The sequence below is a fragment of the Microbacterium sp. 10L49 genome, from assembly GCF_056395125.1.
Map to the genome: position 1 here is coordinate 783,796 of NZ_JBFTIW010000001.1, position 13,403 is coordinate 797,198.

General features: G+C 70.3%; 13 protein-coding genes. 6 read left to right on the forward strand and 7 right to left on the reverse strand.

Translation table 11 applies throughout. The features are described from left to right. Positions 1–5: 5 nt before the first annotated feature. A complete protein-coding gene (locus tag AC1DCT_RS03735; protein ID WP_477427546.1) occupies positions 6–866 on the forward strand; it encodes a fumarylacetoacetate hydrolase family protein in 861 nt (286 codons plus the stop codon). After that, positions 863–1,615 carry an SDR family NAD(P)-dependent oxidoreductase gene (locus tag AC1DCT_RS03740; protein ID WP_477427548.1) on the forward strand — a complete coding sequence of 251 codons (753 nt, stop codon included), beginning with the start codon at positions 863–865 and terminating at the stop codon, positions 1,613–1,615. The genes AC1DCT_RS03735 and AC1DCT_RS03740 overlap by 4 nt, the downstream gene beginning before the upstream one ends. A 23-nt stretch (positions 1,616–1,638) precedes the next feature. Here the strand turns inward: AC1DCT_RS03740 and AC1DCT_RS03745 are convergent, their stop codons facing one another. After that, positions 1,639–2,316 carry a FadR/GntR family transcriptional regulator gene (locus tag AC1DCT_RS03745; RefSeq protein ID WP_477427550.1) on the reverse strand — a complete coding sequence of 226 codons (678 nt, stop codon included), beginning with the start codon at positions 2,314–2,316 and terminating at the stop codon, positions 1,639–1,641. Positions 2,317–2,392: 76 nt separating this feature from the next. On the opposite strand from AC1DCT_RS03745, the gene AC1DCT_RS03750 reads away from it, so the two are divergent. From AC1DCT_RS03750 to AC1DCT_RS03765, 4 genes are all read left to right on the forward strand, one after another. Continuing rightward, the gene (locus AC1DCT_RS03750) at positions 2,393–3,262 is read left to right on the forward strand and encodes an amidohydrolase family protein (protein ID WP_477427552.1); all 870 of its coding nucleotides are present in this window, start codon (positions 2,393–2,395) and stop codon (positions 3,260–3,262) included. A gap of 143 nt (positions 3,263–3,405) precedes the next feature. Then, positions 3,406–4,458: an iron ABC transporter substrate-binding protein gene (locus AC1DCT_RS03755; RefSeq protein ID WP_440732065.1), complete on the forward strand. Its 1,053-nt coding sequence runs from the start codon at positions 3,406–3,408 to the stop codon at positions 4,456–4,458. A 114-nt stretch (positions 4,459–4,572) separates the two neighbouring features. Continuing rightward, entirely contained in the window at positions 4,573–6,105 is a 1,533-nt protein-coding gene (locus AC1DCT_RS03760; protein ID WP_477427554.1) for an ABC transporter permease, read from the forward strand. After that, the gene (locus AC1DCT_RS03765; protein WP_477427556.1) at positions 6,102–7,226 is read left to right on the forward strand and encodes an ABC transporter ATP-binding protein; all 1,125 of its coding nucleotides are present in this window, start codon (positions 6,102–6,104) and stop codon (positions 7,224–7,226) included. Before AC1DCT_RS03760 ends, AC1DCT_RS03765 begins: the two co-directional genes overlap by 4 nt. A 73-nt stretch (positions 7,227–7,299) precedes the next feature. Here the strand turns inward: AC1DCT_RS03765 and ilvC are convergent, their stop codons facing one another. The 6 genes from ilvC to AC1DCT_RS03795 all read right to left on the reverse strand — a co-directional run bounded on the left by ilvC (position 7,300) and on the right by AC1DCT_RS03795 (position 13,361). Beyond that, on the reverse strand, positions 7,300–8,328 hold the full coding sequence (ilvC, locus tag AC1DCT_RS03770) for a ketol-acid reductoisomerase (RefSeq protein WP_440732068.1): 1,029 nt from the start codon (positions 8,326–8,328) through the stop codon (positions 7,300–7,302). 90 nt (positions 8,329–8,418) lie between these two features. After that, on the reverse strand, positions 8,419–8,928 hold the full coding sequence (gene ilvN, locus AC1DCT_RS03775; protein WP_477427558.1) for an acetolactate synthase small subunit: 510 nt from the start codon (positions 8,926–8,928) through the stop codon (positions 8,419–8,421). Positions 8,929–8,930: 2 nt separating this feature from the next. Further along, the gene (locus AC1DCT_RS03780; protein WP_477427560.1) at positions 8,931–10,733 is read right to left on the reverse strand and encodes an acetolactate synthase large subunit; all 1,803 of its coding nucleotides are present in this window, start codon (positions 10,731–10,733) and stop codon (positions 8,931–8,933) included. Continuing rightward, positions 10,723–11,148 carry a hypothetical protein gene (locus AC1DCT_RS03785; protein ID WP_477427562.1) on the reverse strand — a complete coding sequence of 142 codons (426 nt, stop codon included), beginning with the start codon at positions 11,146–11,148 and terminating at the stop codon, positions 10,723–10,725. The genes AC1DCT_RS03780 and AC1DCT_RS03785 overlap by 11 nt, the downstream gene beginning before the upstream one ends. A 9-nt stretch (positions 11,149–11,157) precedes the next feature. Beyond that, on the reverse strand, positions 11,158–11,946 hold the full coding sequence (otsB, locus tag AC1DCT_RS03790; protein ID WP_477427563.1) for a trehalose-phosphatase: 789 nt from the start codon (positions 11,944–11,946) through the stop codon (positions 11,158–11,160). Further along, positions 11,943–13,361, reverse strand: a complete 1,419-nt coding sequence (locus tag AC1DCT_RS03795) for an alpha,alpha-trehalose-phosphate synthase (UDP-forming) (protein WP_477427565.1) — start codon at positions 13,359–13,361, stop codon at positions 11,943–11,945. Before AC1DCT_RS03795 ends, otsB begins: the two co-directional genes overlap by 4 nt. Positions 13,362–13,403: the final 42 nt, after the last annotated feature.

Sequence of the window (13,403 nt, forward strand, 5' to 3'; positions counted from 1 at the left end):
GAATCATGAAGTTCGCGCGTCTGGGCGACTCCGGATCCGAGATCCCCGTCGTCATCGCCGAGGACCGTACGTACGATCTGCGGTCCGTGACCTCCGATGTGAACGGTGATTTCCTCGCCGCAGGCCCTGTCGAGCGCACGCGTGCCGCGCTCGACGCCGGCACCCTGCCGGAGCTCGCCGACGCGGACACGCTCCGCATCGGGGCGCCGATCGCACGCCCGAGCGCGGTGATCTGCGTGGGGCAGAACTACGCCGCGCACGCCCGCGAGTCGGGGGCGGAACCGCCCACGGTCCCGATCCTGTTCCTGAAGACGCCGAATACCGTGGTCGGCCCCGACGACGCGGTGACCATCCCGCGCGGCAGCGAGAAGACCGACTGGGAGGTCGAGCTCGGCATCGTGATCGGATCCCGCACCGCCTACCTCGACTCCCCCGCCGAGTCCGCTGCGCACATCGCCGGGTTCGTCGTCTGCAACGACGTCTCCGAGCGGGCGTTCCAGATGGAGGTCTCCGGCGGGCAGTGGTCGAAGGGCAAGGCGGCTTTCGGGTTCAATCCGACCGGCCCGTGGCTGGTCACGCCCGACGAGGTCGACGTGCAGAACCTGCGGCTGCGCAGCTTCGTGAACGGCGAACCGCGGCAGGACTCGAACACGAACGACATGATCTTCTCGGTCGCCGAGATCGTGCACCACATCTCGCAGTACATGACGCTCGAGCCCGGGGACCTGATCCTCACGGGCACGCCGCAGGGCGTCGCGTTCGGCGGGAAGTTCCCGTACCTGCGCGCCGGGGACGTCGTGGAGATCGACATCGAGGGGCTGGGCGGCCAGCGTCAGGAATTCACGGCATGGGAGGCACAGGCATGACCGGTCAGGTCGAGGGACTCGTCGCGATCGTCACGGGCGGCGCGTCAGGGATCGGTGCGGCGATCGCCGCGCAGCTGCACGATCAGGGCGCGCAGGTCGCCGTGCTCGACCGGGACGTGACCGGTGCCGATGCGCGATTCGCCGCGTTCACCGCGGATGTGTCGGACCGTGCGAGCGTCGACGCCGCGATCACCGCGATCGGCGAGCGTTTCGGTCGCATCGACATCGTCGTGAACAACGCCGGGATCGGCGCCCAGGGCGACGTCGCGGCGAACGATGACGACGAATGGGCGCGCGTGCTCTCGATCAACGTGACCGGCATCGCCCGGGTGTCCGCCGCGGCGCTGCCCTGGCTGCGGCGCTCCCCCGCCGCGGCGATCTGCAACACCGCGTCAATCGCGTCGACCACGGGCCTGCCCCAGCGTGCGCTCTACTCCGCATCGAAGGGCGCGGTGTCGGCCCTCACCAGGGCCATGGCCGCGGACCACCTCCGCGAGGGCATCCGGGTCAACGCGGTCAACCCCGGCACCGCGGACACCCCGTGGGTCGGGCGCCTGCTCGACTCCGCCGCCGACCCCGCTGCAGAGCGCGCCGCGCTCAGCGCCCGCCAGCCGCACGGCCGGCTGGTGTCGCCGGACGAGGTCGCCGGTGCCGTGGTCTACCTCGTCAGCCCCGCTTCCGGATCCACCACCGGCACCTTCATCGAGGTGGACGGCGGGATGGCCCAGCTGCGCCTGCGGGCGAAATAGGCCCCACGCTCGGCCGCCCGGGCTCAGGCCTGGGTGGCCTGGCGCAGCCAGCGCTCCACACCCGCGATGTGCGCGGTGGCGAGCGAGGTCGAGAGAGACGGATCGTGCTGCGCGATCGCGTCGGCGATGGCACGGTGCTCCGAGAGCGTGCGCTCGACGGCACCCTGCTCGGTGAGACCGCGCCACACCCTGGCGCGGATGGTCTGGCTCGACAGGCTGTCGATGAGACTCGCCAGGTAGCCGTTGCCGGTCATCCGCACGATGTCCTGGTGGAAGCGGATGTCGTGCGCGACGAGGTCGTCGATCGAGACGCCCGCATCGACGCCGGCGATCTCGGCCTGCAGGGCGGCGATCGCCTCGTCGTCGCCGTGCGTCGCGGCAAGGCCCGTCGCCTGGGATTCGAGCATGCGGCGCACGGCGAACAGCTCGAGCAGGGAGTCGTCGTCGTGCATGTCGATGACGAAGCTGATCGCCTCGAGCAGCAGATGCGGTTCGAGACTCGTCACGTATGTGCCATCGCCGCGACGCACATCGAGGACGCGGATCACCTCGAGCGCCTTGACGGCCTCCCGCATCGAGTTGCGGCTCAGACCGAGCCGCTCGGCAAGCTCCTTCTCCGGGGGCAGCCGGTCGCCCGGGCCGAGTTCGCCCGACACGATCATCGCCTTGATCTTCTCGATCGCCTCGTCGGTGACTGCCATGGCGTCATCCTAGGGGCTTTTCACGAACATCGGATGTCTGCGCCACAACGGCGTCGATCTGCGGAAGGATGTGCCCATGCGCGTACTCGACTCCCATCTGCATCTGTGGGATCCGTCCCGCCTCGACTACGAGTGGCTCGCCGGGCCGCTGGCCCGTCGCTACGCGACCGAAGAGCTTGCGCAGGCAGCCGTCGACGGCGTCGAACGCGCCGCGGCGATCTTCGTGCAGGCGGAGTGCGTCGAGAGGCAGTTCCTCGATGAGGTGCGCTGGGTCGCGGAGACCGCCGCGGCCACCGGCGTCGTCGGCATCGTGGCAGGTGCCCGGCTCGACCGCGGCGAGCAGACGGCTGTGCATCTCTCGGCCCTGACCGCACTCGACGGGGTGGTCGGAGTGCGGCACAACCTGCAGGACGAGCCCGATGGCACCGCGCGCAGCGACGCCTTCCGCGACGGTGCGGCCGCCCTCGCCGCGCACGGGCTCCGATTCGACGCGTGCGTGCGCGCCCATCAGCTGCCCGACGTCTCCGACCTCGCGGCGGCGGTGCCCGCGCTGCCGATCGTGCTCGACCATCTCGGCAAGCCCGCGATCGGCACCGCCTCGGATCCGCTCCGCCCTTCCGGCGTCTGGCTCAGCGACATGACAGACCTGGCGGTGCATCCGCAGGTGTCCGTCAAGCTCTCAGGCCTACCTGCCGAGGCCGGCGGCTCCTGGAGCCCGGCGCAGGTGATCCCCTTCCTCGACGCGGCCGCCGAGGCGTTCGGATCGGACCGGCTGCTCTGGGGCAGCGACTGGCCGGTCTCCGCCGTCACCGGCACGGCGCACGAGTACCGACCCGAGAGCCGCGACCTCTGGGCGCGAACGGTGGCGGACTGGGCCGTCGAGCGCGGCCTCGACGTCGACGCGATCTTCTGGGACAACGCTGCGCAGTTCTACGGCGTGGCCTGACCCGCTCCTCGCGGTTGCCCGCCGGGGGTTCCGCGCCGATTCCGCGCCGTTCACAGGAAGGTCATCAGGTTGTTGGGTGAGGCTTGCCTTACCTATTATGTGATTCGCGACTCCCGCACTTCTCCCTCCACGAAGGACACTCCGTGAACCGTTCCCTCCGACTGCTCTCCGCCGCCGCGGCGGCCTCCGCCGTCGCCCTCGCGCTCACCGCCTGCAGCGGCTCCCCGGCGCCGACCTCCAGCACGGGTGGCGGCGACGACCTCGCCGGTCAGACCATCACGATCTACAACGCGCAGCACGAGGAGCTCACGAAGTCGTGGACCGACGCGTTCACGAAGGCGACCGGCATCAAGGTCCAGGTGCGCAACGGCGACGACACCGAGATGTCGCAGCAGCTCATCCAGGAGGGCGATCGCTCCCCCGCCGACGTGTTCCTCACCGAGAACTCGCCGTCGATGTCGGCCGTCGAGAAGGCCGGCCTGTTCACCTCGCCGGGCGATGAGGCGCTCAAGAACGTCCCGACCGAGTACCGCCCGTCCTCCGGCAAGTGGGTGGGCATCGCCGCCCGCTCGACCGTGTTCGCGTACAACACGTCGAAGCTCACCGAGGCTCAGCTCCCGAAGTCGCTCATGGATCTCGCCGACCCGTCGTGGAAGGGCCGCTGGGCCGCGTCCCCGTCCGGCGCCGACTTCCAGGCCATCGTCTCGGCGCTCGTGCAGCTCAAGGGCGCCGACGCCGCCGAGGAGTGGCTGAAGGCCATGAAGACGAACTCCGTCGCCTACAAGGGCAACTCCACCGCGATGAAGGCCGTGAACGCCGGCGAGATCGACGGCGCCGTCATCTACCACTACTACTGGTTCGGCGACCAGGCCGAGACCGGTGAGAACTCCAAGAACGTGCAGCTGCACTACTTCAAGAACCAGGATCCGGGCGCGTTCGTCTCCGTGTCCGGCGGTGGCGTGCTGAAGTCGAGCAAGCACCAGGCCGCCGCGCAGAAGTTCCTCGCGTTCGTCACCGGTTCGGAGGGTCAGAAGATCCTGCAGACCGGCACCTCGTTCGAGTACCCGGTCGGATCCGGGGTGGCCGCCAACCCGAAGCTCGTCCCCCTCAAGGACCTGCAGGCGCCGACCATCGACCCGGCTACGCTGAACTCCAAGCAGGTCACCGATCTGATGACCCAGGCGGGCCTGCTCTAAGGCGCAGACATCACCACGACGACCACCTCCCGACGGGCGGCCGGAGCGCGACAGCTCCGGCCGCCCCGCGGCGTCTCCCGGGGGGCCTGGGTCGTCATCGCGGCGGGCGTCGTCGTGGCGGCGCTCTCGCTTCTGCCGCTGTTGTTCGTGGTGGCGACCGCGGCGCAGATCGGCTGGGCCGAATCGGCCGCGCTCATCTTCCGACCCCGCGTCGGCGAGCTGCTCACGAACACCGTGCTCCTCGTCGCGATCACCGTGCCGCTGTGCGCCGTGATCGGGGTCGGCGGCGCCTGGCTCGTGGAGCGCACATCGCTCGCGGGCGCCGGCGCGTGGGGCGCGATGCTCGCGATGCCGCTGGCGATCCCCGCGTTCGTCAACTCCTATGCCTGGGTCTCCGCGATCCCCTCGCTCGCCGGACTCGGATCCGGTGTGCTGCTGGCGACCCTGTCGTACTTCCCCCTCGTGTATCTGCCGGTGCGCGCGGCGCTGGCCCGACTCGATCCCGCTCTCGAGCAGGCCGCCGCGTGCCTCGGCCGCGGACCGGTGCGCGTGTTCTTCGGCACCGTGCTGCCACAGCTGCGGCTGGCGCTGCTCGGTGGTGCGCTGCTCGTCGGGCTCCATCTGCTGAGCGAGTACGGCGCGTTCGCGCTGATCCGGTTCGACACCTTCACGACCGCGATCATGGATCAGTACCGGTCCACGTTCAACGGCTCCGCAGGCAGCATGCTCTCCGGCGTGCTGATGCTGCTGTGCTTCGCCCTGCTCCTGCTGGAGAGCCGGGCCCGAGGACGCGCCCGCTATGCACGGATCGGATCCGGCTCCGCGGCACCGCCCCGCCGGATCCGGCTGCGCGGATGGCAGCTCCCGGCGCAGGTCGCCCTGCTCGCACTCGGGATCGCCGCCCTCGGAGTGCCCGCCGTCGTGATCGGCGGATGGCTGGCCTACGGCGGTGCGGCGGTCTGGACGGCGCCCGATCTCGTGCCGACGCTGCTGCAGACCCTCGGTCTCGCTCTCGGCGGCGGCGTGGTCACGGTCCTCGCCGCGTTCCCCCTGTCCTGGCTCGCGGTGCGCCGACCCGGCGCGTTCAGCCGGCTGCTGGAGCGCACGAACTACGTCACGAGCTCGATGCCGGGCATCGTGCTCGCGCTCGCGCTCGTCACCGTCTCGCTCTTCTTCGTGCCGGCGCTGTACCAGACCACCGCGCTGCTGCTCCTCGCGTACGCGCTGCTGTTCCTGCCCCGCGCACTGGTGCCGCTGCAGGCGGGCATCGCACAGGCGCCGCAGAGTCTGGAGGAGGCCGCGCAGGCTCTCGGGCGCCGCCCGCTGCGCGCGTTCATCGGAGTCACCCTGCGCCTGGTGGCCCCCGCCACGGCCGCTGCCCTGGCGATGGTGTTCCTCGCCGTGGCCGGGGAGCTCACCGCCACGCTGCTGCTCTCCCCGATCGGGGTGCAGACGCTGGCCACGCGGTTCTGGAGCCTGTCGAGCGAGATCGACTTCGCCGGCGCGGCGCCCTATGCGACGCTGCTGATCGTGCTCTCCGCCCCCATGACCTACCTGCTGTTCCGCCAGTCCACGGTGCTCTCCACCGCGGACGCGTCGGCCGGCCGCTCCACGACATCCGCCCCCACGACCGCGGAGACCGCATGACCGCACACAATCTCGGATCCGTCGGCGCCGTGCCCTCCCCCGGCACGGGCCCACTGCCGACCGCGCACCTGCAGGTCGCCGGCGTCACCGCCTCCTACGGAGGCCATCGCGTGCTGCACGGCGTCGATCTCGCCGTGCAGACCGGCGGCATCACGGCCATCGTCGGCGCTTCGGGCTCGGGCAAGACCACCCTGCTGCGGATCATCGCCGGCTTCGAGCGCCCCGACGAGGGCGAGGTCGTGCTCGGCTCCGCCACGGTCGTCGGGCCCGGAACCTGGGTGCCCGTGCACCGCCGCGACATCGGCTACGTCACGCAGGACGGCGGGCTCTTCCCGCACCTGACGGTCGCGCGCAACATCTCCTTCGGGCTGGACGATCTCAGCCGAGCCGAACGGAACCGCCGGGTGGCCGAGCTGCTGGACCTCGTTTCGCTCCCGAGCGACGTCGCCGACCGGCGCCCCGATCAGCTCTCCGGAGGACAGCAGCAGCGCGTCGCGATCGCCCGGGCGCTTGCGCGCGAGCCGGAGCTGATGCTGTTGGACGAGCCGTTCTCCGCGCTCGACACCGGCCTGCGCGCCGCGACGCGCGAGGCGGTGGCGCGAATACTGACGGACGCCGGGACGACGACCATCCTCGTCACGCACGACCAGTCCGAAGCGCTGAGCTTCGCCGACCAGGTCGCCGTCATGCGCGACGGCCGCCTGGTGCAGACCGGGCATCCGTTCGTGGTGTACACGCGCCCCGTGGACCGCGGCGTGGCGGAGTTCCTCGGCGATGCGATCGTGCTGGATGCGTGGCTGGACGGGTCCCTCGCCTCCTGCGCGCTCGGCTATGTGCCTGTGCGCAACCCGCCGGCGCGAGGCCACGTGCAGCTGATGCTCCGGCCGGAGCAGGTGCAGCTCGTCGCCGACTCGCCCATCCGCGCGACCGTGGAGAAGGGCGTGTACTTCGGCGCGGAATCGTCGGTGCGGATCCACCTGGAGCCGCGCGCCGACACCGATCCTCGGTTGTCCGCGGAACCGCCCACGATCACGATCCGCCACTGGAACGCGGCTCTGACCCGGCCCGGCCAGCGCATCGCCCTGCGTGTGGTCGGCGAGGGCGTGGCCTTCCCGGTGTAGCGCCGCGCCGTCGCTCATGGACGAAGAGCGGGCGCCCCCCGAAAGGCACGCCCGCTCCGTATGGCTGGCGAGGTCAGCGCGCGGCGCTGCCCTCGACGTAGTCCTCGTCCTGCGACTTCCAGGCGAACAGAGCGCGCAGCTCCTTGCCCGTGGCCTCGATCGGGTGGCCCTGCTCCTTCTCGCGGAGGGCGAGGAACTCGACGGCGCCGTTGTCCTGGTCCTCGATGAAGCGGGTCGCGAAGGCGCCGGACTGGATGTCCGCGAGGACCTCCTGCATGCGCTGCTTGACGCCGGCGTCGATGACGCGGGGGCCGGAGACGTAGTCACCGAACTCGGCGGTGTCGGAGATCGACCAGCGCTGCTTGGCGATGCCGCCCTCCCACATCAGGTCGACGATCAGCTTGAGCTCGTGCAGCACCTCGAAGTAGGCGATCTGCGGCTGGTAGCCCGCCTCGGTGAGCACCTCGAAACCGGCCTGCACGAGGTGGCTCATGCCACCGCAGAGCACGGCCTGCTCGCCGAACAGGTCGGTCTCGGTCTCCTCGGTGAAGGTCGTCTTGATGACGCCGGCGCGGGTGCCGCCGATCGCCTTCGCGTAGGACAGCGCGGTCGCCCAGGCGGTGCCCGAGGCGTCGCGCTCGACGGCGATGATGTCCGGGATGCCGCGGCCGGCCACGAACTCGCGGCGCACGGTGTGGCCCGGAGCCTTCGGCGCGATCAGGATCACATCGACGCCCTCGGGCGCGTCGATGTAGCCGAAGCGGATGTTGAAGCCGTGCGCGAAGGCGAGGGTCTTGCCCGCGGTCAGGTTCGGCGCGATCGACTCGCTGTAGATGCCGCGCTGGTGCTGGTCCGGCGCGAGGATCATGATGAGGTCGGCCCACTGCGTCGCCTCGGCGACGGTCTTGACCGGGAAGCCGGCCTCGGTCGCCTTGGCGATCGAGTTCGAGCCCTCCTTGAGGGCGATCGCGACCTCGACGCCGCTGTCGCGCAGGTTCATCGCGTGCGCGTGGCCCTGCGAGCCGTAGCCGACGATCGCGACCTTCTTGTTCTGGATGATCGACAGGTCCGCGTCTGCGTCGTAGAAGATCTCGGTGCTCACTGTTGTTTTCTCCTTGTTGGGGTTCTGGATGCCGGGCCGCCCGCCTGCTTCGACACGCTCAGCAGTCGAGGGACCGGCCGTGGTTCTGTGTCAGCCGCGCAGCACGCGCTCGGTGATGCTCTTGCCGCCTCGGCCGATCGCGAGCAGGCCCGACTGGGCGAGCTCCTTGATGCCGAACTGCTCGAGCGCCCGCAGCAGTGCGTCGACCTTGCCCTTGTCGCCGGTGACCTCGACCACCAGCGCTTCGGGGGCGTAGTCCACGACGGACGCGCGGAAGAGGTTCACGACCTCCAGCACGTTCGAGCGGGTGTTGTTGTCGGTGCGCACCTTGACGAGCATGTGCTCGCGCTGCACGGACGCGTTCTGCTCCAGCTCGACGATCTTGATGACGTTGATCAGCTTGTTCAGCTGCTTGGTCACCTGCTCGAGCGGGAAGTCCTCGACGTCGACGACGACCGTGATCCGGGAGACCCCGGGAACCTCGGTCACGCCTACGGCGAGAGACTCGATGTTGAAGCCGCGACGCGCGAACAGACCGGCGACACGGGTCAGCAGACCCGGGGTGTCCTCCACCAGGAGGCTCAGCACATGCGTGGACATGATCAGTCCTCCTCGTCGAAGGCGGGCGCGTGGTCGCGCGCGTACTGGATGTAGCTGTTGCTGACGCCCTGCGGCACCATCGGCCACACCATGGCATCCGCGCTGACGACGAAGTCGATCACGACGGGGCGATCGTTCGTCTCGAGCGCGAGCTTGATGGCGGCGTCGATCTCCTCCTCCTTCTCCACGCGGATCGCGAGGCAGCCGTAGGCCTCCGCGAGCTTGACGAAGTCGGGGATCCGGATCGTCCCGTGCCCGGTGTTCAGGTCGGTGTTCGAATGCCGGCCCTCGTAGAACAGCGTCTGCCACTGGCGGACCATGCCGAGGGAGGAGTTGTTGATGATCGCGACCTTGATCGGGATGTCGTTGATGACGCAGGTCGCAAGCTCCTGGTTGGTCATCTGGAAGCAGCCGTCGCCGTCGATCGCCCAGACCACGCGCTCGGGCTGGGCGACCTTGGCGCCCATGGCGGCCGGCACGGCGTAGCCCATGGTGCCGGCGCCGCCGGAGTTCAGCCAGGAGTTGGGGCGCTCGTACTTGATGAACTGCGCCGCCCACATCTGGTGCTGCCCCACGCCCGCGGCGTAGACCGCCTCAGGGCCGGTCAGCTCGCCGATCCGCTGGATCACGTGCTGCGGCGACATCAGGCCGTCCTCGGGCGGCGTGAAGCCGAGCGGGAACTCGGCGCGCAGACCGTCGAGGTACGCCCACCACTCCTCGATGTCGCCCTTGGCGCCGCCGGTGATGCTGCGGAACGCCACCTCCAGGTCGGTGATGACCTCGCGCACGCCGCCCACGATCGGCACGTCGGCCGTGCGGATCTTGGAGATCTCGGCGGGGTCGATGTCGACGTGCACGACCTTCGCGTTCGGGGCGAACAGCTCGGCCTTGCCGGTCACGCGGTCATCGAATCGCGTGCCGAGCGCGACCAGCAGGTCGGCCTCCTGCAGCGCCAGCACCGCGGGCACCGTGCCGTGCATGCCGGGCATGCCGACGTGCTGCGGGTGCGAGTCGGGGAACGCGCCGCGCGCCATCAGCGTGGTGACGACGGGGGCGCCGGTGAGCTCGGCGAGCGCGAGCAGCTCCTCCGAGGCGCGGCCGCGGATGATGCCGCCGCCGACGTACAGCACGGGCTTCTTGGCCTCGGCCAGCAGCGTGGCCGCGGCCTGGATCTGCTTGCCGTGCGCCTTCGTCACCGGGCGGTACCCGGGCAGGTCGTACTTCGGCGGCCAGACGAACGGCGCCGTCGCCTTCTGCGCGTCCTTGGTGATGTCCACGAGCACGGGACCCGGTCGACCGGTCGAGGCAATCTCGAACGCTGCCGCGATCGCACCGGGGATGTCCTCCGGGCGCTTGACGAGGATCGAGTGCTTCGTGATCGGCATCGTGATGCCGACGATGTCTGCCTCCTGGAACGCGTCCGTGCCCATCAGCGTGGAGAACACCTGGCCCGTGATCGCGACGATCGGGATCGAGTCCATGTACGCGTCGGCGATCGCCGTGACGAGGTTCGTCGCACCGGGGCCCGAGGTCGCGATGGTCACGCCGACCTTGCCGGACGCGGTGGCGTAGCCCTCGGCGGCATGCCCGCCGCCCTGCTCGTGGCGGACCAGGATGTGCCGGAGCTCGGTCGAGCTCATCAGCGGGTCGTAGACCTCCATGATCGCGCCGCCGGGGATGCCGAACACGTCGGTGACGCCGAGGAGCTCGAGGGATCGGACGACGGCCTGCGCGCCGGTGAGAACGGGCGCCGCTGCCGGACGGGCAGGCGGACGCGGGACGGCTGGAGCGGTATCAGCGGTCATGAAGGTTCCTTGCGATGGTGAACGATCGGCGGAAGCGGCGGGACGATGCCCCGTCGCGGACGACTCTCCGACCCGGTCCGCCGGGGGCGGACCGCAGGGGTCGGGAATGCTGGGCTGGAACGCCTCGGGTGCAGCGCGGAGAGGTCGGCTCGACGTCGCGACGAACGCCGTCGCGGTAGGAGCCCGGCTCTGGCGTCTCGGCGAGTGGGCCGAGATCGCGAGCCGCGATATCGACCCGAATCAGATCACCATCGCGCCCGGCGATCTGCGCGACCACCGGAGCTCTGTGTTCGATTCGGGATCCGGTTGTGCCGATCACGTCTCGAACGTCCATCAAGCCTAACGCATGATCGGCCATGCTCCCGACGGCGGCGTGCGCGACGGACGGACGACCGGATCCGTGCTGCGCGCGCATGGAAGCAGTCTATTGCGCGGCCGCTCTGGCGTCCGCCAGGGCGTCGAGCAGCACGGCGAACGCCGCCGGATCCGCGACCCGCAGCGTCGCCGCCGTCTCGCCGGCGCCGATCCGCACGCCGAGGTCCGCGCCGCCGAGCGTGCGCATGCCGTCCTCGTCGGTGACGTCGTCACCGGCGAACAGCACGGCGGTGGCGCCGACGTGCTCGCGCAGCCGCGAGAGCGCCGCGTCCTTGCCCTCGTCGCGCCAGGAGTATTCGCGCAGATGGTGCCCGGTGCGCCGCCGCCATGAGGGGATCCGCTCGGGCGCCCACTTCTCGACGCGCACGAAGGCCAGCTCCTCCTGCCCTGGCGCGGCCGACCGCGTGTGCACGCCGAACCCGAACGTCTTCGGCTCATAGACGACGCCGTCGAGGTCGCCGATCAGTTCGCGCAGTTCGGCGATCACCTCGTCCCGATCCCCCGGCTCGGTGGAGAGATCGGTCTCCTCCCCCGTGTCAGGGAACCAGAACTGCGCGCCATGGGATGCGGCCAGCAGGATCCTGGATCCGTCCTCGTGCTCGGTGATCTCCCGCAGATCATGCAGGCTGCGGCCGGATGCGTACGCGACGAACGTCTCCGGCAGGGCGGCGAGCCGGTTCACCGCGGCCACGGCCGCCGGCAACGCTCTCGCCGTCATCGGATCGACCACGTGCGGCGAGACCGTGCCGTCGAAGTCGAGCGCCACCAGCAGTCGCGGGGTGCGCGCGATCGCGGCGAGCGCGGGATCGGTCTCGGCAGCGGTCCAGTCGCGGGTCATCGTGCACTCCGTACGTTCTCGAGGGCCGCGAGGAACTCCCGCGACCAGGCGTTCACATCGTTCTCGAGCACCCGCTTGCGCAGGGCCCGCATGCGCCGGGACTGCTCCCGCGGCGGCATCTCCACCGCCTGCATGATCGCGTCCTTGAGCCCCTCGATGTCGTGCGGATTCACGAGCACGGCCTGACGCAGCTCATCGGCGGCACCGGTGAACTCGCTGAGCACCAGCACGCCGCGGTGATCCCCGCGGGTGGCGACGTACTCCTTCGCCACGAGGTTCATGCCGTCTCGGAGCGCCGTCACGAGCATCGCGTCCGCGGCGAGGTAGAGCGCCACCATCTCCTCCCGCGGGAACCCCTGGTGCAGGTAGCGGATCGCCGTGTGGTCCATGGTGTCGTGGTCGCCGTTGATGCGCGCCACGGCCAACTCGATCTCGTCGCGCAGCTGCACGTACGCGTCCACCCGCTCGCGACTGGGGCTGGCGACCTGCACGAGGGTGACGTCCTCGACGGAGATCCGCCCGGCGTCCATCAGCTCCCCGAACGCCTTGATCCGGTGCCGGATCCCCTTGGTGTAGTCGAGCCGATCGACCCCGAGCAGGATCTTCTTCGGACTGCCGAGGCCCTCGCGGATCTCCGCGGCACGGGCGCGCACATCGGGCCTCGCGGCGAGCTCGGTGTAGGGCGTGGTGTCGATCGAGATCGGGAAGGCACGGGCGACGGCCGTGCGGGGGCCGCCGTAGGGCACGGACACCGTGGAGCCCTTGACGTCCAGCCGCAGCCGGCGGCGCACCGCGGCGAGGAAGTTCGTCGCGTCCTGCGCGCGCTGGAAGCCGACGACGTCGGCGCCCAGCAGACCCTGCAGCACCTGGTCCCGCCAGGGCAGCTGGGCGTAGAGCCCGTGCGCGGGGAACGGGATGTGGTGGAAGTAGCCGATCGTGACGTCGGGACGGCGCTCGCGCAGCATCGCGGGAACGAGCTGCAGCTGGTAGTCGTGCACCCATACCGTGCCGCCCTCGGCGACCGCGCTCGCGGCCCGCTCCGCGAACCGCCGGTTCACCCGCACGTACGCGTCCCACCACTCGCGGTGGTACTGCGGCGAGGAGATCACATCGTGGTAGAGCGGCCAGATCGTATCGTTCGAGAACCCCTCGTAGTACTCCTCGACGTCCTGCGTCGAGAGCGCCACGGGCAGCAGCCGGATGCCACCCTCGGTGAACGGCTTGAGGTCGAGGTCCGGCTGTCCGGCCCAGCCCACCCAGGCGCCGTCGACGGACTGCATGACGGGCTCGAGTGCGGCGACGAGACCGCCCGGCGAGCGGCGCCAGATCACCTCGCCGTCGGGGCCCGGAACACGGTCGACCGGCAGTCGGTTCGCGACGATCACGAAAGAGGCGGTGGGTGTGGACGAAGTCATGGGAACGCTCCTCACGGCAGCGGCGGATGCCTCCTCCAGGCT